Raw genomic sequence first — 23011 nt, 5'->3', positions numbered from 1 at the left:
GGTACTAAATCAGCATTATAGCTCATCTATTCGATCACTCAGTTACCGCATGGCTATCATGCGAACACAAAAGTGATGGAAGATTAATCGGCACTGGCGATTTCAGAACCTGTTGATGCTGACCATTTTTGGCGAAGGGTGATTAACTGCGCCGTCAATAAGCTCATGCAAAAACCTAACAGGGCGCCTAACACTAAAGGCGGCACAATATTGGCCACATCCCCAGCCATAGCAAAGGTAATACAACAGCCGATAAAGGCACCGGGAATAAAACTGAGTTTTTGATAACTGGCCTGTAGGCACATTGCCGAGGTAGCGATACCCGTAAACAGATAACCCGCCACAGGCGATACGAAAAAACTGCTACCGCTGATAATGAGCCAAGCCCAAAACACACCGGAGATATTGGTGCACCACGCCATCATCACGCCTTGAAAACCGGCCTTCGACTGAGCAAAAAACGTGCTACAACCTAAAAAGCCAATCCAAGTAACAAGATGAAAAGTATCTGCGATACCACACCATATTGCGGCTAATAACCCCGCAGAAATAGCGACCTGCCAACGATTTTCCATGATGACCCCTTTATTGTTTTCACGGAAGTTAACTACTCAAATGCGCTCAAGGTGCGGCTGTATTATGGTGTTATAGCGCCCTTCACTTCCGTGTCGATCAATTTTTAGTAGGGATCTGCAATCGAAAACTGACTCACAGGCCGACTAGTAACCGATTCAAATGAATGTGTACGCGAGTCCGCATACCTTAGGTCACTTGAGTAAACATATTGGTTAAATTACCTCAAGTTCGGTAACAAAAACCTGATCTATTGCTAATTTTCGGCATTAATGCCCGTAAATTTGCTAACAAGCAATTTATTTGTGGTAAAAAAACGAAAAAAGCGCTTATTAGGCGCTTTTTTGCTCACTCAGGTGTCGTTTACAGCATCACACCTTTAACTGTTTATTAACCGGCAGGTCGCGGATCCTAAGGCCTGTTGCGGCAAATATCGCATTGGTCAGACTAGGCGCCACTGGCGGTACGCCGGGCTCACCTACACCCGCAGGCGGCGCATCCGAGTCAATAATGATGATCTCCATCTCTGGCACTTGGGGTAAACGCAGCAGCGGATAATCATGAAAGTTAGACTGCACAACCTTACCCTCTTGATAACTGATTTCCCCCATTAGTGCCAAGCTTAAGCCAAAGACTATCGCGCCTTCGGTCTGCGCTTTCACCCTATCGGGGTTAACCACAGTGCCGGCATCAATCGCGGCAATGGCATTCAGCACTTTAAGCTGTTTATCCTTACCGACCTCAACTCGTATCGCCACCGCCACCACACTCACAAAGCTGCGATGCACGGCAAAGCCCCAACCTTGATGTTTACCCGCTCTAGGCGCCTTAGCCTGAGCTTGTTCAACCGCCTCAATTACCTTGAGATAACGGCTCACATCGACGGGATGACGAGTTAAGTCTTCACCATAGTTACCATATTTAAAGCCTTGGTTCTCAAAGGTCTCTCGCCTTGCTTGGCCCAGTAAGCTGCGCCACATATCAGGGCAAGATAACTTGGCTTTATGGGCCATTTCATCGACAAAACTGCCCACGCCAAACCCGTGTTGGATGTTACATACCGAGCGCATCCAACCGATACGACTGTGGGCGCTGGCTTTAACGGCCTCGTAGCGTAAATTTGCGAGGGCAAAGGGCACATCGACAAAGCCTAAATCCAGCTCTCCACCGGATGGATACTCAACGCCCTCGGCAAAGGTGGAGCTGATCGACGGGAAGCCCGTACGCGCGAGCAGCGCCGTTGGTTTGTTATTGGCATCGAACAAGGCCTGATAACACTGGGCGCTGATAGCATGGTAATAACCGTTTTGGATCTCATCCTCACGGCTCCAACTCACCTTAACTGGCCGTTTAAATTGCTTGGAGAGTAGCGCCGCCTCGACACTGAAATCTGGTTTGGACTTACGCCCAAAGCCGCCGCCCAGTAGCGTCACATTCACTTTCACCGCATCTTCGGCGATACCTAAGGCTGCTGCCACATTTTGCTGGGTACTCTGTGGTGTTTGTGTCGATGCCCAAATTTCACAGCCCTTATCGGTCACATTGGCGGTGGCCACAGGCGGCTCGATGGAGGAATGGATAAGGTAAGGCACGGTATAAATCGCCTTAAGGGTATAGTCCTTCGGCCAAGCTTTGACCTCATTACCAACTTGACGTACCAACTTGCCAGGAGCTTGTACCTTGTCCACCAGCTCTTGCAGATAGGTTTTAGAATCGTGGCTACTGTTGGCAGACTGAGTCCAGCCCACTTGCAAGGCTTTACGTCCCTGCAGCGCACTCCAAGTATTTGTCGCCACCACAGCTACGCCGCCTAAGGCTTGAAAAGCGGGCGCGCCCTTGGGCGTTGGCAAACGGTACACATCGACCACGCCCGCCACTTTGCGCGCTGCACTATCGTCAAGACTTGCCACATCGCTCCCCAATACGGGTGGGCGCATAATGCTGGCATAAAGCATGTTATCCACTTGGATATCATAACCATAGATAGCCTTTCCCGTGAGCATGGCCTGCATATCGACTATCTGACGCGAAGCCCCAATTTGCTTGAAATCCTTAACCGCCTTTAATCGCAGCGAATCAGCCGCAGGCAGTGGTAACGCCGCCGCATCAAGGGCTAATTCGCCAAAGCGCGCAGCACGGCCAGATTTGGCATGCAGCACTTGATGATCTTTAGCCTGCACTTCACTCACTGGGACTTTCCAGCGGGCTGCTGCGGCTTGCTCAAGCATGGTTCGAGCCATCGCGCCCATCTCACGCATGCGATCATAGTTTTCGCGGATACTGCGACTACCATCGGTATTTTGGCTGGCGTAGCGTTTATCGGCGAGCCCTTGAATAGGCACAATTTTATCCCAATCAGCCTCTAGCTCTTCGGCCAAGATTTGTAAAATCCCCGTGCGGATCCCCTGACCCATTTCGGAGCGGTGGCAGGTCAAATAGACCTTGTCGTCCTCACCGATAGCGATAAACAGATTGAGCCGCGCCTGTTGGTCCTGTGCCAATGCCATTGGACTCCAACTGAGGCCACTGGCACCAAGGGCGAGACCGCCCCCGACGGCGCCGAAGAGTTTTAACACATCGCGGCGACTGATATTTTCAACTGCGGTGAATGTACTCATCTTAGCCCTCCTGTTTGGCATAGCTTTGCAGCGCCGCTTTTATCCGAGGATAGGTACCGCAGCGACACAAATTACCCGACATCGCAGCATCGATTTGTTCCGCCGATGGTTTTGGATGCTGAGTGACTAAAGCCGCTGCTGACATTAATTGCCCCGCCTGACAATAACCACACTGAGGCACATTGTGTTCGGCCCAAGCATTTTTAAGCTTTTGATTACTCAGCCCTTCGATCGTAGTCAGTTGTTTACCCTGCACCTGGGATACGCTGGTTAAACAGGCGCGCACAGGCTGACCATCTACATGCACGGTACAAGCGCCACAGAGTCCGGCGCCGCAGCCATATTTAGTGCCCGTTAAGCCTAAAATATCCCGTAACGCCCAGAGGATAGGCATATTCGGATCCGCATTTAAGGTAAAGGATCTGCCATTAATGGTCAGGTTTTGGGAAGGCATCGCAAGACTCTGGTCCTTTGTCGCCTCCGAGGATGGTATTGCCATAACTCACTCCTTAAGTGCCAACCACGACGCAAGATCGGCTTTAGTATCAATATCAATCGCGGCATGGGGTAAGGGAACAGCCACTAACTCACCCATATTTGCCAGTTGTTTTAAGATGGATTTGGCGCCGCGATCGCCGGTCAAATCCGTTAATAAATCGAATATTGAGGCATTAAAAATAGCAGGGGCGCCTAATTCATCCAACGTCCCTTGTTCATCCAACGTCCCTTGTCCATTCAACATCCCAGCTTCGTTCGTATAAAGAGCGGCCACAGATTGTTGACTCATCTGCCAAATCTCAATCACCAGCCGATAGTCTTCAAATGTCAGCGCGACTTGATCCGCTAAGGTGAGTAACATGCCATCAAACTGCTGCGCTTTTGCAAAGTCCGCCGCAACTCGCAGCGACGACGCCAAACCTGTTTGCCAATTAGGATTATCAAGTAACGTCAGTTTTACCGCTCCGAGAGCGTCAAGTTGCGGACGCAATAATGTTTGATGGGCACCAAGCACTACCAACAGTTCTGCGGTGATTTGATTGGATGCTCCCATTACTAATGGAGCCGAGATGAAGCGAGCCAAACGGTCGATATGGCGTTGTAAGATGCTATGCCCTTGCCCCTCACTCGCCACTGTTGATAAACGTTGTGCCAGCTTCGCCCCCTGAAAGCGCCGGCTCTCACCTGCCGCGAGCACAGCAATGAGCAATCTTTGCCTGATGCGCATTAAGGCATCATTCCATCAAGCGAGGAAAATGCCGCGCCATGAAGCACCCCATGGCATTGGGCCAAGATACTCAAGGCAATGGCGCTCGGTAACTCGCCACCAAGAGCAAGCCCCGCGGGTGCCGAGAAAAAGCCACTAAACGAATCTGTACTGAGTTCGGCCATCGCCAGCACTTTATCCCGCCGATGAGCGGGCCCCAAGAGGGCAACATATTTAAGATCAAAAGGTTGAATAGCTTTGAGCGCCGCTGCATCCAAATTCAGGTGATGGTGCATGACCACGGCGCAATCTAATTGCGCGACAAGCGCTTCGGCATCATCAAGGCTTTGCTTGACGATATGGGCATGGGGAAAGTCGGCGCTTCTCGCATAGGCGGTTCGAGTATCAAACACGCTCACCTGCCAACCTAAACTGTGGGCAATCGCTGCCACGGGTTTAGCATCTATTCCTCCACCAAAAATCCCTAAATGAAATCGCGGTCTGAGTGGGATGATAAGCGCCTCCCCTTCAGGCTGACTGAGTATGCCCGCCTTTGGAAAGTCCGCCGTAGGAAAAGGGGCACTTTGCGCCGGATAAAACTGTGCAGCGTAACTGCGAGCATCACTGCCCGCAGGCACTAAGGGCAATTGATAGTAGCCCGACAGCCCCTTGCGAAACGCTTGTACTATGTCCACTAGCCCAAGATCATGATTTTCTTTAAGCAGAGGGATCAACATGATATCGACTTTACCACCACAACCTAGGCGGTAGCTGGCATCGGATTCATCGGTCGCATCATAGGTGATACAAGTAATCTGTTGCGATTGCATGGCTTGCTGCGCATGACGGCGAAGATCGGCCTCTAAACAGCCACCACTTAATATCCCTGCGCCTTGGCCAAACTCGTGGAATAACATCATGGCGCCGGGTTTACGGTAGGACGAGCCTTGGATATGGGTAATCACCGCCAGCACCCATGAATCATCCGCGAGGGGCAACCAATGTTCTAATAAGTCTTCCATTTGGTGATCCATCGACATTGACTCCTCTCTATTTCGCTAACTTAGGGACACATTTAATGCATCCACGATTGAAATCAGCGTAACTGATTAAAAAATTATCTTTATGTAGAACAAGCTAACAAAGGAAAATTGAATTTAAAAGGGCAAAAGCGGGGAAACACAAAATAGCTAAAGGATAAAGCTGACATCCCTGTCAACAAGTGTGAGATAGCCTTGAACTAAGGGTTAAAACTGATACTCACCAGCCTTAGTTCGTAGTGCTTGGGATTGATTATCTAAGCTAATAGAGGTGAATTCGATTTGCTCAATAATTTGTGACACTTCGCGGGAATTATCGCGGATTACCATAAGACTGGTGGCAATATCCTTAGACACCAGAGATTGCTCTTCGGTTGATGCCGCTACTTGGGTATTAATCCCATGAATCGCCGCAGTGCTATGGCGAATATCATCAAAAACCGTCACGATACGTTGCAATTCACCTGAGGCTTTTTTCATTAAGTTAGCCGCTTGGGTGACTGAGCTGCCCACCTGATTGGTGCGATTTTGTAAACTGGCAACAATATCATCAATTTCCTTGGTAGAATCTTGAGTGCGCTGTGCGAGTGAACGCACTTCATCGGCTACCACCGCAAAACCACGCCCTTGCTCACCCGCCCTCGCCGCCTCAATGGCGGCATTGAGTGCCAATAAGTTAGTTTGCTCAGCAATCGCTTTAATCACACTTAATACATTACTGACTTGAGTGCTCTCATTCACCAAATGCTGCATCGAATCTTGGGTAGTCGTAAATTCACTTTCGAGCACCGCCATCGCATTCAATGCCTCTGAAACCGTATCCTGACCAACGCCCACATGGGTCTCATTTTCCGCTGCCCGAATTTCGGCGTTCGAGGTGCTCTCACTAACATGCACTAAGGTGGTCGTCATTTCTTCCATCGCGCTCGCACTGGCATCGAGCTCTTTGGCGACTCGGTTTGAGCTTTGACGGGAAACTTGAATCGAAGCTTTGGTTTGTTTAGCGAGATCTGCCACCTCCTTCGCAATACTGTCCGTCGTCGCTAATGAACTGGCTAGAGATGAAATGAATAAATTAATTTGGCTAACAATTTCCCCAATTTCACCCTGAGTCGAAACTGAGATCCTACGGGCAAGATTTTTAGACCTTTGAATATCAAGTAATTCGCGACAGGTTTGTACGAGTGGAGTCACAATCCTACTTTTAACAATAATAAAGCCGCCAACGGCAACTAAAATCACCAAAAAGAGTACAAACTGCGAACCATTGAGTGCCATATTTAAAGAATCCAATCGATTACTCACCTCACCCTCAGTGCGTTTATCCAAGGCGGTAAAAAACTGATCGATCGGCTGCATAATCTTGGCTTTTTCACTATGATATTGATCGCTATGTAGTAATTCCCTCGCCATCGCGAGATTCGGCTCACCTTTAATGCTGTAGGTTTGGGTATTTGGATCGATAAAAATTCCTTTCACCGCGTTCATCGCCTTGACCTCAAGGGCGACTAAAGCATCAGAATTTTGCTGTGCCTGCTCGAGATAATGGAACTCCTCATCGGAAAACCCCAAAGCCTTCATTTGGCTTTTGATGGCCACTCTGACGCCATCAGGCTTAGGTTTATCGCCATAACTGAGCACCAAATCCCAATAAATCTGGTGATATTTTTCCGGCCTAGGTTTTTCACCGTTACGAATGGCCAGAATATCCATATACATTTTTTCGTACTTTTCATCCCCAGTCACCGCATAGGTACGGGCGAGTCTGGTCAAATCATCAGAACTTTGCCGAAGTTCATCAGCAATTTGGTAGGATTGATAGCGAATATTCGCAGCATCATTAAAGAGTTCAATCTTAGATTTGACATTAAAACTCAGCACCGCCGTAATCACTGCACTAGCGACGATTGTGGAAAAAACAACACTCATCATCGTTTTTGTATTCATAGTTACCCCGATAGACACCTACAACGTTAGCTTTAAGTCTAGCCAGTAAAATGTAACTAAAAAGTAAAAAAAACAGAATTTTGATGAATAATACACAGAGTTACGAGCGACTCTCAGTTGCGTAAATAACCGATATTTGGTTTAGGTCAAAATATAATGCTTAAAAATAGATAGTTGCGGATAAATCTAACTAAAAAGACCCAAGATGTGTGTCAAGCAGAGATGAGGTTTGCAGGTTTAATCAGGCACAGTAAATATGAATTGTACCTGATTAAAACTCGCATTTTGGCTGATATTAAGTCAATCGACGCAGTGTTATGCAACTTAGAGCAGTAACTGATCAGCCACAAAGGGATTATGTTCACGCTCTTCGCCAAAGGTAGACATAGGTCCGTGGCCAGGAATAAATTCCACATCAGCGCCTAAAGGCCAGAGTTTAGAGGTGATTGAATGGATCAAGCTTTGATGATTTGACTGAGGAAAATCAGTACGGCCAATCGAGCTTCTAAAGAGAATATCTCCGACCCATGCAAGCTTGGATGAGGCCGAATAAAACGCCACATGTCCTGGTGTGTGGCCAGGGCAGTGCAGCACAGTCAAACTTTGCTCGCCCACGGTGACGGTATCGCCATCACACAGGTATCGATCGGGCTCAAAGGCATCACAGTGGGGAAAACCAAAGTTTTGACTCTGTTTAGGCAGATTTTCAATCCAAAACTTATCCGCCTCATGTGGACCAACGATGGGTACATTCGTTTGTTGTGCTAATAACTTAGCACCGCCAACATGATCAATATGACCATGAGTGAGTAACACTTTTTCAAGGGTCAGCCCTAATTTAGTGACTTCACCTAAAATACGGTCAACGTTCCCTCCCGGATCGACAACCGCTGCATGCTTAGTTTTTTCACACCAGATCAAGCTGCAATTCTGCTGGAAAGGTGTCACAGGAATAATTTGGTACTTCATAGCTTCAATCTCGTGTTATCCATAGCCGATAGATTACGCTAAGAGGGTTATCATGGCTCAATTTTTTATAATAAAAATTGATCTCAACCAAAGGCTAATCAAATAATCCTAACTTGCGACAACAGGGCTTTTGTATACAATCTGCCATAAATAACAAGCCTAGCCCTTAAGGTCAATTGATGAAACCCGATATGATGCTCGCTGGTGTTTTCGCCAAGAAACACACATTTACTTTGCCACTCAACTACCAACAACCCATTGGTGAGCAGATTACTGTGTTTGCGAGAGAACTTTGCGCCATTGAAAATAAAGATAAAAAATTACCCTATATCGTCTTTTTCCAAGGAGGTCCTGGCTTTGCCGCTATGCGGCCCGCCAGCAATAGCGGCTGGATCCGTCGAGCACTCAAAGAGTTTAGAGTCTTATTGCTCGATCAACGGGGCACAGGCCTTTCTAGCCCCATCAATTATCAGAGCCTCAGTCACTTACCCCCTGAGCAACAGGCCGAATATTTAAGCCATTTTAGAGCCGACAATATCGTCCGTGACGCCGAATCAATCCGCACCCAGCTCTGCCCCGCCGACAAGTGGGCTATCCTCGGTCAAAGCTTTGGTGGTTTCTGCGTGCTGCACTACTTAAGTGCTGCGCCTCAGGGCGTAAGTGAAGCCTATATCACAGGTGGTATTCCTTCCCTCACGAGCAGCAGTGATGAGGTTTATCAAGCCACCTATCAGCGCGTACTCGCCAAGAATAAGGACTTCTTCCAGCGCTTCCACGATGCGCAGCATCTGGTGACTCGCCTCGCCAAACATTTACTCGAACATCCAGTGCAGTTAGCCACGGGTGAACGCCTCACGGTTGAAATGCTGCAACTGCTTGGCATTAATTTAGGCATGGAGCAAGGCCCTGAGTCAGTTTACTATTTGCTTGAACAGGCCCTAGTGCACTCGCCCCAAGGTGATTATGTCAACCCGCTGTTTTTAAATCATTTCTGCCAATTACTCGACTATAACACCAACCCAATTTTTGCCCTGTTACACGAGGCAATCTACTGCCAACACAGTGCGTCACAGTGGTCTGCCCATAGGGTACGGGAGCAGTATCCGGCCTTTAACTATCAAGTGGGTAAGCCTTTCCTGTTTACTGGCGAGATGATTTACCCTTGGATGTTTGAACAATTTAGCCATTTAGCGCCACTTAAAGCCGCAGCCAATATTCTTGCCCATAAAACGGACTGGCCAGCGCTTTACAATCTTGAGCAGCTCAGCCAAAACCGCGTCCCAGTTGCGGCCGCGATTTATAGCGAAGATATGTATGTCGAGATGGATTTCAGCCTAGAAACCGCCAAACAGGTAGCGCACCTAAAGTATTGGTTAACCTCAGAATATGAACACAATGGTATTCGAATGGATGGCGAGCGGATCTTAGATAAGCTCATCAGTCTCAACCGCGGTGAACTCTTAAGATAAATGTTAATTTTAAGGGTTAATTAAGTAAAAGCTGTCATTGTGTGCAGGCTCCTCATCCAAATGAGTGATTTTGGCTACAACGTTCAACGACCTATTTTCCGTGAGAGTAATCCGAGTTGGATTACTCTTTTTTTTGCTGAAAAAATGCACTCAACAAAGTTGAGTGCATGACAATAATCGTCAAAATACAGGGGAGCGGGTGTTTAACGAGGATGAAATTAACGTTTCATTTGAGGATAAGTAAACTCATGGCATTGATTGCAATAGACTTTACTTTCTTTGTGTTCCTGATGGCAGTAAGTACAAGGCAGATCAGTACCATAGTGCAGACTGTTATGGGGATTCGGCTCAACCGAATGACCCGCATCCGCAGGGCGCGCAGTCAACTTAGCCACTTCCTCGGGTGATCCATGACAACGACTGCAAGTCGCAGCATCAGGAACGGTTTTACGTTTTGCATCACCGTGGCATGCCGCACAATCGACTTTACCATCGGCTCCAGTCATTACCTCTTTATGGTAATCCTTGATATTCATTGCATTAGCAGCCATAGGTGCTGCCAGTATGGCACCGAGTAATAGAATAAATACGGGTTTTAACATCAGAGTCTTCCTAGGGCGGGGCATGGTGCCCCGCATCGCAGATTAATAGTGTGTAATAAAGTCAGTCGACGCTTGGATATCCGGCGTGAATGGGCGATCTTTCGCAACAAAAGGCACTTTCTCGCGGTAAGCCTTGTACATGGCTTGCGTCGCTTTACCAAGTTGCAGCTCAGGGTTCGCTTGTTTACGTAAATCAATCGCTTGAGTTGAATGTAGCAGCTCTAAACCATAGATGACTCGCGTGTTATCCACGATTTGGATCAGGTTATCCGAGGCTAACTTAAGGTTAGTGAAGGTATCTTCAATACCACCAGCGATAGAAATCCCATCGAAGGAGACTGGCGTCGCTAACTGCTTGTTACGCACTTGCATATCCACAAAGGCTTTTTGAATTGCACCAAAGGCATGGCCTTGGTTTTCAGGCGCACTTAGGAAGCGCGTCAGCTTAGTAAAGTGTTCATCGGACAAATGAATGGTCCGCATCACACTGTTATGGGACACATGGGTCAAGGCCACACTCAGGTTTTGCACCGCGAGAGCCACAGGCAGCGGCTCGAAGTTAGTGGTTGGGAATACCCCGCCCTGTCCTTCAACCAAATACTTAGCCACTTGTGGGAACTGCGCATACTGGTTTGAGGCACCCACAATTACTGCGGGGTTATCATCTGAATGGTTGATTTGGATATTGAGTACTTCATCCAATGAAGCTAAGGCCTGTTCGGCGCCAGCAAAAGTATAAGCTGTCGTTCTAAAACTCAGCGGATCCTGCAAGGGACGCTCATCATTCAGCTGCCATAAATAGCTGCCATCGAGTTGTTTTAAGATGTCACTCGTGGCGGTTTTAATATATGGGAACGGACGGATATCATTGGTTTGTGGCAAGAATGGCGCCACGTTGCCGTTTAATCCCTCAAGGCTTAAGCCAAAGACGGTGGGCGACACGGCCAATAGTTGCTTCGCCTCGCGGTAACCTTGCATTGCATACGCCACAGCAAAGGCGTTGTTAGATAAAATCGACAGCGCATCTTTTCCCATTGGGACTAATGGCGTAATGCCCGCATCAGCCATCGCCTCTTTACTGCTAACACGCTGACCTTTATAGAATACTTCCCACTCGCCAACCATTGCTAAACCGACATGGGATGAGAGTAGAATGTCCGCCTCACCTACCGTGCCCTTGGCTGGGATCACAGGTGTCAACCCCTTGTTAAGATAAGCTTCATAAAGCTCTGCCACCACAGGCTGCACACCGGTTTGTCCGGCTAGCATAGTATTTAACCGCACAGCTAATGCCAAACGTGTTAAGCGGATGGGCGCAGCGTCACCCACGCCTGCACTATGAGCACGAAAAGTACTAAAGTTAAAACTTCTTGAGGCATCGAGTACTGCATCACTCAATTTGCCATTAGCATCGAACAGTTTGTGGTCTTTATTAAGTCCAACACCTACGGTTAGACCATAAACGGGTTTACCTAGACGTGCGGCTTCCATCAATAGCTCGTGTGCTTTCACTAATTGGGTTTTCGCTTGTGGAGCAATTTTTACTTTAGCGCCATCGGCAATTGCCCAAGCTTGGTCTTGGGTTAAATGTTTACCATCAAGCACGACTTGCTCCATCGCTAACGCACTGCCTGAGAGTAAGCTCAAGGTGAGTGAAGCCATCAACACTGATTTATTCATAATCATCTCCAACATTTTGTTATATTTAGTAAAATCTAGGCTTGCTTAAGTGTCACAGCACTCGCTGCGGCGCAGTTACGGCCAGCGTTACGCCCCGTCACCACCCCTTCAGCAACGGCACAGGCACCTAATCGACTTGCACCGTGGATACCACCGGTTGCTTCGCCAGCGGCATATAATCCGGGGATGGCTTTATTGCTGACCAAATGCAGCACTTCGGATTGGGTATTTACCTTCACGCCGCCCATGCAGTAATGCACCTTCGGCCACATGCGCACCGCATACCAAGGTCCTTTGTCTAGCACGATGGCCTCTTGCATTGGGCGATCGAATTCTTTATCTACACCAGTCTTAACCGCCTCATTCCAGCGCTCGACTTGCGCCTTTAACGCCTTAGCAGGCATGCCGTAAATAGCAGCCAGTTCGTCTAAGGTCTCGGCTTTGCTGATGACGTTATATTTCAGTCCCCAATCTAGGGTTTGCGCTTTGCTGGCACCAGCGGCATTAGTAAAGCCAATGGGGTAGACAGGCTGTCCCTTTTCATCTCGTCTGGTCATAATGGCGTCGGCCCGCGCCTTACGGTCGGCTAATTCATTGAAGAAACGCTCGCCGGTGCGTACATCGACAACAATGCCGTGGGGATAAGTGGCAATAGTGTTGAATTGTGAAGCCGTGCCAAACCCCTTCTCGTCAGGAGATGCCCAGGGACCGAGTTGAATTTGGTCTAAATGAATGGGATTGGCCCCAATCAGCATCATTTGCTTGAGTGCCTCAGAGGTGGCACCTGCATGGTTGGTTGAATCTAAATCACTATTTAACTCAGGTAATTGCATCATGCGGTATTCGATATCACGGCCAAAACCACCGGTCGCCATAATCACGCCACGGCGCGCGCCGATACGGCGTATTTTACCCGTGCGCTCATTAGGAAAATAAAAACCTTCACGAACTTCGACACCGATCACCCGCCCAGCCTCATCTTTTACAAAGCCTTCGAGCTTGGTCTGATTTTTCATGACCACGCCCTTGTCACGCGCAGCTTTGATCAAGGGACGAATAATGCCTGCACCTGAGCTTTCGACGGTTTGCAGTACCCGTTGTACTGAGTGACCGCCAAAATGTTGTACAAAGGGCTTCCAGTGAACACCGTAATCAATTAGCCATTGGCAAGATTCTGCTGTGCCGTTGCACACCAGTTTAAGCATTTCAACATCGTTCATGCCGCGGCCTGCCCGTAACATGTCTTCGACCATGGCATCGACTGAGTCTTCAATCCCAGCCTGCTTCTGTAGGACAGAACCTGCTACCGCCATCGCACCGCCGTTGATGGTCGAGTTGCCACCAAAGACAGGCATTTTATCGATAATCATCACGCTCACACCGGCCTCTCTGGCTTGCAGTGCTGCTGACATACCAGCAAAACCGCTGCCAACAACCAGCACATCCACTATTTCATCAAAGCTGACAGGGGCCGAATTACAACTTGCTGTGGCAGGCAGCGCCATACTTGCCCCCAGCCCTGCGGCCATGACCATGCCTCCCTTTAATAACTGGCGACGCCCCGCATTAATATCTTGGGTTTTACTCATGCTGATTTCCTTCAATAATCACTGAAACTTGTCAGCATGAAAGTGCAGGTGCTGTGCCAAGCACCTAAAAGGAGGTATTTAAGTGGTGAATTTTGATTGCAGGCACAAAATCACGAAATATAAAGATCTACAATCACGATACTTAGTGATCAACTTGAAATATCAATGGAAAAACACTTTTATTACGAATCAACCCTAAGGCTCTGTAGTAGTCTGCAACTGGAGAAATCCCTACAGAGCTACTTTGAGTTTATTCGGGATGAACTGCCCATTGATGGGCTATTTGTGAACATTTTCCGCAAACAATTTAATGATATACAGTTTATTGCCCATGTAGATGACACCCAATGTTGTACGCTCGATAAGCGTGTCCAAATTCCTGAAAAAATGGCGCAATACTTAGAAGATCCCGAGCGACCAAGGGTTAGAATTGTTAATGATATTGAGCATGATCCTGTTACTGCATTAGTCGCACCTCAGGTGATTAAAGATATTCGGTCACTGATTATCCTGCGAATGTCGATAGAAAATACTCATCTTGGAATTGTTGGCTTTTACGCCAAAACGACAGGGGTATTTAGACCACGTCACGCCGACTTAATCGCGCCGCATATGCAGAACTTAGCGCTGATCACGGCGCTAAATTTAAGGGATCGAAACTTACTCAAAGAAAATGAAGCGCTCTCAAAACAAAACGTCAGTCTGCGCCGCACTTTAGATATTCAAAATGGCGTGGTTGGTGCCAATTCGGGCCTAAAACAGGTGATGCAGCAGGTGCAATCCATCGCCAAAATCAACACCACAGTGTTAATGCTGGGAGAAACCGGCTGCGGTAAAGAAGTCATCGCCAACGCCATTCACGAGCTGTCGGAACGTTCGGGTAAACCTTTTATCAAGGTTAACTGTGGCGCTATCCCTGATACCTTGATTGACTCCGAGCTTTTTGGTTATGAAAAAGGCGCATTTACAGGTGCCGATTCGCGCAAAATTGGTTACTTCGAACAAGCCAACGGCGGCACAATTTTCTTGGATGAGATTGGCGAGCTACCGCTTTCAGCCCAAGTTAGACTACTCAGGGTTCTACAAAATAGTTGTATCACCCGTGTTGGCGGCCACGATGCAGTGCAACTTGATATTCGTATTATCGCGGCGACCCACAGAAACCTTCAAGCTATGGTGCACAGAGAAGTGTTCCGTGAAGATCTCTGGTATCGACTGGCGATTTTCCCCATCGAGATCCCGTCACTCAGACAAAGACGCACAGATATTCCTCTGTTAGTGCAACATTTTGTCGAGCAGCTCAGTGCCAAGTTTAATTTGCCGCAGTTACCAAGGATTGCACCAGAACAGTTGAATATCCTCAATCAATATGGCTGGCCCGGCAATGTGCGAGAACTTATCAATGTGCTTGAGCGCGCCATGATCCAGCATCCTGCAGGTCCGCTTGACTTTCGTTTTCTGGTTCCACAACACTGTGAAGAAGTGAAAACCCCATCAAATCAAACCGTGATTATCGATCCAAGCCATGCCAGCGATAAGCTGGTGCCGCTAGAGGTGATGACCAAAAAATACATCAACCATGCCTTAAGGATCACGGGGGGTAAACTCTATGGCCCGGGCGGTGCCGCTGAATTACTGGATATCAATGCTAATACCCTGCGCAGTAAAATGAAGAAGTTAGGGATTGTTTAACTCTTTGAGTAGAAATGGATAGTTATAATAAAGGCCACAATCTGTGGCCTTTGATTTATGCTGCCGAATTAGTCGCTCAAGTCATTGAACTTAGAAGAAATAACGAATACCAACGGCGTAGTTGTTATCTTGTAGGTCTTCGTAGGCTTTATCGTCCATATCGCTGAAATCGATTTTGGCTTCGGCATACATGATGGTGTCGCGGCTATAGCGATAATGCAGACCAAGCACGGCAAACTGACGGGTCCATTTACCTTGAATTGCCGTGTTTTCATCGGTATCCAAATCTTGGTAAGTCAGCAATAGGCTAGGTACGAATCCGTTGTCATAGTGGTAGGCGACGATAAATTCAGCACCAGTTGAGTCGTACAATTCGCCCCCCACTAACTCGTTTTGCTCACTCTTATGGGCGTTAAAACCAACATACAATCCCTTAGCATCACGACCCGGTGCATATTGATAGAAACTGCCGTATTGTGCGCCGATACCGATGATTTGGTTGGTGTTGTCTACGTCTTTACCCGCAAGATTGCCAGTGAAGTCGCCACGGTTAAAACCTGCTAACACCTTAAATTTATCAGTGAAATAGTAAGTCGCACTCGCACCATAGCTTGGGTCGAAGCTCAGCTCAGAACCATCGTTTAAGGCGTGACCCTGGTTGTCATAAATTGCTACATCGCTATTTTGCTTAGAAGCGTATTGCACCGCGATATGTAGATTGCCAAAAGTATTACGGTATTGCAGCGCCGCATCGGCACGTCCAGCCCCCGTTAACCCACCATCACCGAAGGTATAAGCACCGACCGACCAGCCAGTAAACGCATTGAGCACATCCGTGGTATAGGCAACATCGTAGTAAGCTCCCCACTGCTTACCAAAGCTGAGGGTGCCCCATTTGTCGTGCGACATGCCAACATAACCTAAGCGGTTAAATAGGAAATCTGAGGTTTTTGAAGCGGATAATTGGCCGCCACCTTGGCCTTGGGTATAAATTAGACCATCGTCGCTGGTGACCATATTAATACCCCATTCAGTATGGGCAAAGGAGCGCCAGCCGTTTTTCTCTTGGCGGTCAAAACGAAATCCCACCCGGGAAAAGTTATCGATAACTGAGGTTTCATGACCATCATTTAACGCCGCAAAGCCTAACCACCCCATCATATTGACGCTATTGGTTTGATCGTTATACAGCTCGACCGCATGAGTTGTACCTGTGAGTAACATCGCGGGGATCATCACTGCAAGCAATTTCTTTTTCATATCATCTATACCTATTCATTCCGCTAAATCATAAATAATCTTATGATTTGATTGGCTTATTATATTCTCCGGCCAAGGCAAAGCAGTTAGCATGCCACGGCGCAGAAAAGCTGAGTTTCGAGGTATTTTTTAGAAGTGGATCGGCCAATCACGAAATAACGTGATTGGCGGTAATTAAATATCGCGGAATAAATTAAATATCGTTACCAAATCGCGAACATTAGCGACAGTTTGATTACATTTGTGTCATCAGGCTTGGGCGGTCGCTTTGCTCGTTCGCCGTCTAGGGACGGTCGGTTTAGCTGTTGTGGATGTGGATGTGGAAGATGCTGCGGCTGAATTTCTAGCATTTCCTTTTTTAGCGCCCGTTCCGGCTTTTTTCCCGCCAGCAGCGCCTTTGTTTCCAGCTTTTTGATAGCCGGACTTTTTAGCTGCTCGCTTAAAACCCTGTCCTTTTAAGCCATTGAGGGCTGAGGGTAATTGGGCGCCCGCATTTTCGATTAAGTGATTTAGCGTCCCCAACAGTGGCTGCATAAATCCTTGATAAGAGATTTCCTTATGGCAGATGCCATTTAGGCTTGCCTCCCACAGCGCCGTCATATCGGGCGTGGTGGCACTAAGGGGTAAGCTATTGATTAAACCTTTACCCACCTCAGTTGCCACAATCGACTTTCCCAGACGCTGAATAAATCCCCGTTTAAATAGCAGTTCAATAATGCCTGCGCGGGTCGCTTCCGTCCCTAAGCCATCGGTTTCCTTTAAAATTTTGCGGGTCTCGGGGTCAGTCACATAACGATTAATCCCCGTCATGGCGCTCAGCAAGGTCGCATCGGTAAAGGCTTTGGGGGGCTGAGTTTGCTTCTCGACCAATTCACCTTGGTTGCAGTGAAGGATTTGTCCTAGGGCTAAAGGCGGTAAAATGCCACAAAACACCTCATCTTCTGCATCCTTATCGGTACTTTTATCATCAGTATTTTGAAGCGATTCTCGCCCCATAGACTCTTTATGTTCATCAGCTTCCCGTGCAAACAGTTGTTTCCAACCTAGGGATTTATCCTGTCTAGCCTTCGTTTTAAAGAGACCACCTTCAATGGTCACTTCGACCGCCGTTTCACTGTAGCAATAGGCGGGGTAAAACTGCGCCAAATACTGGCGGGCAATATGTAGATAAAGCTGCCTTTCCCGCTGGCTTAAACTGCCTAAATTGGGCTGTTTTTCCGTTGGAATAATGGCGTGGTGGGCATCGACTTTTTTATCATCCCACGCCTTAGATTTAAGCCGAGGATTCGGCGCCTCAGCGTGTGCGACTAACTCGGGCGCCCCCCCCATAATGGCCGCTAATACACTGCTTGCTAGACCATGTTGCTCTGTAGGTAAATAGCGGCTGTCAGAGCGCGGGTAGGTAATCAGCTTATGGCGCTCATATAAACTCTGGCAGGTATCGAGCACGTCCTTAGCGCTCATCCCAAACCGCTTGGCTGCATCAATTTGCAGTGCCGATAAGCTGTAGGGTAATGGCGGATTCTGCTGTTTATCCTTAGTGCTTAACTGGGTCACTTTGGCGGGTTTATCGGTGATCCGACGCACCACATTTTGTGCTAAGCCCTTAGCAAGCACTCGCCCTTCTTCGTCCATATAAGGTAAACAGGCTTCACTGGGTTGCCACTTCGCAGTGAAAGATTGTTGTTTATCCGTTACTAAATGCGCTAAGACTTCATAAAAGGGTTTAGATTGAAATCGCGCGATTTCCTCATCGCGGCGCACGATAAGCCCAAGGAGCGGGGTTTGCACTCGACCGACGGATAGCACGCCCTGATAGCCGACCTTTTTCCCTTGGATGGTGTAGGCCCGTGTCATATTCATGCCATAGAGCCAATCGGCACGGCTCCGGGCAAGTGCAGAAGTAGACAAAGGAATAAACTCACGGTTACTACGAAGTTGCGACAAGGCACGTTTCACCGCCTGCGGGTTTAAGTCGCTGATAAGGAGTCGCTGCGTTTGCTGTAATTTATCGCCCGTCACGCCCAAATAGGCGATTACTTCATCAACCAATAATTGCCCTTCCCTGTCTGGATCACCCGCATTCACTAAGGTATCGGCCTGTTTTACCAGCTTTTTAAGTACAGTGAGTTGGCTACGGGTCGCGACCTTAGGTTTAAGCTGCCACTTCTCGGGCACTATGGGTAAATGTTCAAACTTCCACGATTTGAACTCGGGGTTATAGGCATCGGGCTCGGCCTGTTCAAGCAAATGCCCAACACACCAAGACACGCAGTTTCCTTGGGCGTCTTCAATAAACCCGTCACCTTTTTTGTGGGGTTTTGGTAGCACATCGGCGATTGCACGCCCAAGACTTGGTTTTTCAGCAATATAGAGGATCATATCTACATTAAACACTGGATATAATTACAGTGTAATTTAGCCCAAAGCAGACAATAGTGCAAACAGCCTTCTTTAGCTCGAGAGCCAATTTAGCTCGTTTAGCTCTAACTGAACACTAAAGCTATGTAAATTTAGTTGAGAATGGTTCTCATCTAGATTTATTATTCCTTCCATCACTTAAAGAGGAATCAGGAAAAAGAGATGAATACACTGACCTTGCCCTATCATGCTAAACCCGCATTTAAACCAGCACTAGTATTAAGATTCAATCAATTAATGCTATTTCATAGCCTCTTATTACTGGCATTAAGTCTGCTTTGTGGGATGGGTCTTGAAACATTAAATCTTGAGGTTCCGTTCCTCTCTTGGGCTTTTATCCTGTTTCTACCTGTAGCTGTAAGTCTATCTTTGCTATTAAAACATCGCGTTAGCCGCCGTAGTCTGGCATGGCTATTTGGACTGTGGATGCTGTTATGGCTGGTAATTTAAGCCAAGTTTTCTTTGCCTTGCACAAATACCGTCCCCGCTATCCACTTTGGCTGAGTTAATAGTCTCAATCAATTCGCCTTATCTCCCCCGCTTTTCTCAATGATTCAAGTTGCTAGATTACAAATCTCAATGCAGCAGAGATAAAACGCTGCAAAATAAAGCTCCTCAGTAACCCCATCAAATAAAGAACGTTAAATTATCAAATATTTAACAACTTTAGCTATGAAGTGACTAAAAAAATCGTTATGTTGAAGCTCTTGGACGCACACACGCGTTTTAACCTTAGGCCTAATTGGCTGTTTAGTACCCAAAATCACCTAAAAAAATCTTAAAAACTCTGCAAAAAACAACAGAATATTGGAGTTGAATTATATGAATGAGATTGTTAATGCGGTCAACAATATCGTCTGGAGTCCCGCGCTCGTTTATCTTTGCCTCGGTGTAGGACTCTTTTTCTCCCTGCGCTCACGCTTTTTACAGTTACGTCATTTACCCGAAATGATCCGTCTAATGTTTGATGGCAAAAGCACCGATGCTGGCGTGTCTTCCTTCCAAGCTTTAGCCATGACCTTAGCCGGTCGTGTTGGTACTGGTAATATCGCTGGTGTTGCCACGGCGATTACCTTTGGTGGCCCTGGCGCTCTTTTTTGGATGTGGATGGTAGCGTTTCTGGGCGCAAGCTCAGCATTCGTTGAATCCACCTTAGGACAAGTCTACAAAGAAAAAATCAACGGTGAGTACCGCGGCGGCCCCGCCTTTTATATTGAAAAAGGCTTAGGCATGAAGTGGTACGCTTGGACATTTGCCATTGCGACCATTTTTGCCTGCGGGATTTTACTGCCTGGGGTACAAGCCAACTCGATTGGTTCAAGCTTAAAAACCGCCTTCAATATTGACCCTAATGTCACAGCAGCCATTCTTGCGATGCTATTAGGTTTTATTATTTTTGGAGGGGTGAAACGGATTGCGCAGTTCGCCAGTACTGTAGTGCCTTTTATGGCGCTCGGCTATATCATTGTCGCCTGCGTGATTATCGCCCTTAACATTGACCAGCTGCCCGACATTATTCTGCTGATCCTAAAAAGTGCCTTCGGACTCGATGCAGGCTTTGGTGCGATTTTAGGTCTTGCGATTATGTGGGGGGTAAAACGCGGTATTTACTCCAACGAAGCGGGTCAAGGTACTGGGCCGCACGCTTCTTCTGCCGCCGCAGTGAGTCATCCAGCCAAACAAGGGTTAGTGCAAGCCTTCTCAGTGTATGTTGATACCCTGTTCGTCTGCTCAGCCACTGGCTTTATGCTGCTGATCACAGGCCTGTATAATGTGCAGGGCCCTGATGGCGCAGCGCTTTATACCGGGATTGCGGGGATTGCGGCGGGCCCTGGTTATGTACAAACCGCAATGGAAAGCATGATGCCAGGCTTTGGTAATATGTTCGTCGCCGTTGCGCTATTCTTCTTCGCCTTCACCACCATTGTGGCCTACTACTATATTGCCGAAACAAACATCGCTTATATCAATCGCAAAGTGAATCGTCCTTGGCTTACAGTGGTACTGAAAGTCGTGCTAATGGCCTCCACAGTCTATGGCACAGTGAAAACCGCAGACTTGGCTTGGGGGATGGGTGATATTGGTGTGGGAATTATGGCGTGGTTAAACATTATTGCCATTATTCTCCTGCAAAAAATTGCCTTCACTTGTCTTAAAGATTATGAATCTCAACAAAAACAAGGTATTGAGCCACAGTTTGATCCTGAAAAACTCGGTATTCACCATGCGGACTATTGGGTTGAACGTAAAAATGCGCAGGATGAGCTAACACAGAGCCAATCCAACGAGAATCCAAAAATCTCCTAAGGCTTAAAATTCCAAACAAAAAGCCAGTGACTTATCACTGGCTTTTTATTGTGTATTTTAAAGTGTGCCGACGCTTAACGCCAAGCACACTCTTTCATCTTAAGCGTTTCGTCTTATGGATGGCAGACGTTGTGTAACTCAAGGTTAGTGCCAATATCCTTATTGCGGTCAGCTTTGGCATCATCGTTACGAAGCTGCGTTAAATGATCGAGATAGGACTGATCAACGTCGTTGGTGATGTAGTGACCATCAAATACTGACGTTTCGAAACGTTTGATCTCTGGGTTTTCCATTCTCACCGCTTCGACCAGATCCGGCAGATTTTGGAAGATAATGCCATCGGCGCCGATAAGCTTAGCAATTTCATCGGCATCACGACCGTGTGCGATAAGCTCATTCGAGGTTGGCATGTCGATACCGTACACGTTTGGGAAACGAATTTCTGGTGCAGCCGAAGCAAAGTACACTTTCTTCGCCCCTGCTTCACGGGCCATCTCAATGATTTGCTCTGAAGTAGTACCACGTACAATAGAGTCATCGACTAACAGGACATTCTTACCTTTAAACTCAGTGTTGATGGCATTGAGTTTACGGCGTACCGATTTTTTACGCTCTTGTTGGCCAGGCATAATAAAGGTACGGCCGATATAACGGTTTTTCACAAAACCTTGGCGGTAAGGTAAGTCCATGCAACGGGCGATTTCTAATGCGATATCGCATGAGGTTTCCGGAATTGGGATCACCACGTCAATATCATGGTCGTACCATTCTTTTTTGATCTTTTCACCGAGCTTGGCACCCATGTTCACGCGGCTGGCGTAAACCGAGACATTATCGATAGTCGAATCTGGACGCGCAAAATACACAAATTCGAAGATACAGGGCGAGTAGCTTGGCTCTTTTGCACATTGGCGAGTATAAAGATTACCGTCGAGGGAAATATAAATCGCTTCACCCGGCGCGACATCACGCATCACTTCAAAGCCGACAGCATCGAGTGCCACACTCTCAGAGGCAACCATATATTCAGTGCCAGTTGGGGTTTCGTGCTTACCCAGCACTAAGGGGCGAATGCCGAAAGGATCACGAAACGCCACTAAACCTTGGCCAACAATCAACGCCACAACGGCATAAGCGCCACGGGCTTGCTCATGCACTTTAGCGATAGTGTCAAACACTTCATCAGCCGTCAGTGCTAAGCTCGTGGTTTTTTGTAGCTCATCGGCGAGCAGGTTTAACAACACTTCGGAGTCGGATGTGGTATTCACATGGCGACGCTTTTTAATCAGGCCTTCGGCCAATTCAAGCGTGTTGGTTAAGTTACCGTTATGGGCTAATGAAATCCCAAATGGCGAGTTAACATAGAAAGGTTGCGCCTCTGACGCGCTGGAACTGCCAGCAGTAGGATAACGCACATGACCAATGCCCGCATTGCCCTGTAAGCGCTGCATGTGTTTGACTTCAAATACGTCTTTGACCAGACCATTGGCTTTACGTAGTCTGAAAGCACCACGATCAACGGTGACAATACCTGCCGCATCCTGACCTCTGTGTTGAAGCACAGTCAGTGCATCATAAATGGTCTGATTAACCGATGATTGGCCAACTATTCCGACGATACCACACATGGGTAAGCTTCC

Annotated in this window: 17 protein-coding genes; 4 read left to right on the top strand and 13 right to left on the bottom strand. The window is 47.6% G+C overall.

The window, feature by feature from the left end:
* Positions 1-83 precede the first annotated feature (83 nt).
* The 7 genes from M0413_RS11115 to M0413_RS11085 form a co-directional block, all read right to left on the bottom strand.
* On the bottom strand, positions 84-575 hold the full coding sequence (locus M0413_RS11115; protein ID WP_172589119.1) for a DUF1097 domain-containing protein: 492 nt from the start codon (positions 573-575) through the stop codon (positions 84-86).
* Between the two features lie 369 nt (positions 576-944).
* Positions 945-3191: a xanthine dehydrogenase family protein molybdopterin-binding subunit gene (locus M0413_RS11110; protein ID WP_249554155.1), complete on the bottom strand. Its 2247-nt coding sequence runs from the start codon at positions 3189-3191 to the stop codon at positions 945-947.
* Position 3192: 1 nt separating this feature from the next.
* On the bottom strand, positions 3193-3690 hold the full coding sequence (locus M0413_RS11105; protein ID WP_249554153.1) for a (2Fe-2S)-binding protein: 498 nt from the start codon (positions 3688-3690) through the stop codon (positions 3193-3195).
* A 3-nt stretch (positions 3691-3693) separates the two neighbouring features.
* The gene (locus M0413_RS11100; RefSeq protein ID WP_249554151.1) at positions 3694-4416 is read right to left on the bottom strand and encodes a nucleotidyltransferase family protein; all 723 of its coding nucleotides are present in this window, start codon (positions 4414-4416) and stop codon (positions 3694-3696) included.
* The gene (locus tag M0413_RS11095; RefSeq protein ID WP_249554309.1) at positions 4416-5429 is read right to left on the bottom strand and encodes an XdhC family protein; all 1014 of its coding nucleotides are present in this window, start codon (positions 5427-5429) and stop codon (positions 4416-4418) included. The genes M0413_RS11100 and M0413_RS11095 overlap by 1 nt, the downstream gene beginning before the upstream one ends.
* Positions 5430-5642: 213 nt before the next feature.
* Positions 5643-7382, bottom strand: coding sequence for a methyl-accepting chemotaxis protein (locus tag M0413_RS11090; RefSeq protein ID WP_249554149.1), 1740 nt, complete (start codon positions 7380-7382; stop codon positions 5643-5645).
* 324 nt (positions 7383-7706) lie between these two features.
* A complete protein-coding gene (locus M0413_RS11085) occupies positions 7707-8351 on the bottom strand; it encodes an MBL fold metallo-hydrolase (protein ID WP_037420082.1) in 645 nt (214 codons plus the stop codon).
* A gap of 179 nt (positions 8352-8530) precedes the next feature.
* Here M0413_RS11085 and M0413_RS11080 point away from each other — a divergent pair, with 179 nt between their 5' ends.
* Entirely contained in the window at positions 8531-9820 is a 1290-nt protein-coding gene (locus M0413_RS11080) for an alpha/beta fold hydrolase (RefSeq protein ID WP_249554147.1), read from the top strand.
* A 218-nt stretch (positions 9821-10038) separates the two neighbouring features.
* Here M0413_RS11080 and M0413_RS11075 read toward each other — a convergent pair whose 3' ends face one another.
* Genes M0413_RS11075 through M0413_RS11065 form a run of 3 tightly spaced genes read right to left on the bottom strand, consistent with a single transcriptional unit; the run spans position 10039 to position 13691 of the window.
* Positions 10039-10422 (bottom strand): cytochrome c3 family protein, encoded by a 384-nt coding sequence (locus tag M0413_RS11075; protein WP_224021916.1) that lies wholly within the window; start codon positions 10420-10422, stop codon positions 10039-10041.
* Positions 10423-10464: 42 nt separating this feature from the next.
* Entirely contained in the window at positions 10465-12102 is a 1638-nt protein-coding gene (locus M0413_RS11070) for an HAL/PAL/TAL family ammonia-lyase (RefSeq protein WP_172587743.1), read from the bottom strand.
* A 35-nt stretch (positions 12103-12137) separates the two neighbouring features.
* A complete protein-coding gene (locus M0413_RS11065) occupies positions 12138-13691 on the bottom strand; it encodes a flavocytochrome c (protein WP_047539251.1) in 1554 nt (517 codons plus the stop codon).
* A gap of 165 nt (positions 13692-13856) precedes the next feature.
* Here M0413_RS11065 and M0413_RS11060 point away from each other — a divergent pair, with 165 nt between their 5' ends.
* Positions 13857-15383: a sigma-54 interaction domain-containing protein gene (locus tag M0413_RS11060; protein ID WP_088585382.1), complete on the top strand. Its 1527-nt coding sequence runs from the start codon at positions 13857-13859 to the stop codon at positions 15381-15383.
* 90 nt (positions 15384-15473) lie between these two features.
* On the opposite strand, the gene M0413_RS11055 is transcribed toward M0413_RS11060, so the two are convergent.
* Together M0413_RS11055 and M0413_RS11050 are read right to left on the bottom strand one after the other, a co-directional pair.
* A complete protein-coding gene (locus M0413_RS11055; protein WP_144345087.1) occupies positions 15474-16643 on the bottom strand; it encodes a porin in 1170 nt (389 codons plus the stop codon).
* Positions 16644-16892: 249 nt separating this feature from the next.
* Positions 16893-19025 carry a DNA topoisomerase III gene (locus M0413_RS11050; protein ID WP_249554146.1) on the bottom strand — a complete coding sequence of 711 codons (2133 nt, stop codon included), beginning with the start codon at positions 19023-19025 and terminating at the stop codon, positions 16893-16895.
* A gap of 201 nt (positions 19026-19226) precedes the next feature.
* Between M0413_RS11050 and M0413_RS11045 the strand changes: the two genes are divergently transcribed.
* A complete protein-coding gene (locus tag M0413_RS11045; protein ID WP_037420093.1) occupies positions 19227-19514 on the top strand; it encodes a hypothetical protein in 288 nt (95 codons plus the stop codon).
* A 372-nt stretch (positions 19515-19886) separates the two neighbouring features.
* A complete protein-coding gene (locus tag M0413_RS11040; RefSeq protein WP_144345085.1) occupies positions 19887-21371 on the top strand; it encodes an alanine/glycine:cation symporter family protein in 1485 nt (494 codons plus the stop codon).
* A 113-nt stretch (positions 21372-21484) separates the two neighbouring features.
* Here M0413_RS11040 and purF read toward each other — a convergent pair whose 3' ends face one another.
* A complete protein-coding gene (gene purF, locus M0413_RS11035) occupies positions 21485-22999 on the bottom strand; it encodes an amidophosphoribosyltransferase (RefSeq protein WP_037420099.1) in 1515 nt (504 codons plus the stop codon).
* Positions 23000-23011 lie beyond the last annotated feature (12 nt).

Origin of the sequence: Shewanella sp. 8A (assembly GCF_023475945.1) — a bacterium.
Taxonomy (GTDB): domain Bacteria; phylum Pseudomonadota; class Gammaproteobacteria; order Enterobacterales; family Shewanellaceae; genus Shewanella; species Shewanella xiamenensis.
Note: the sequence above shows the minus strand (reverse complement) of the source record. Positions and strands in the feature narration are given on the sequence as shown.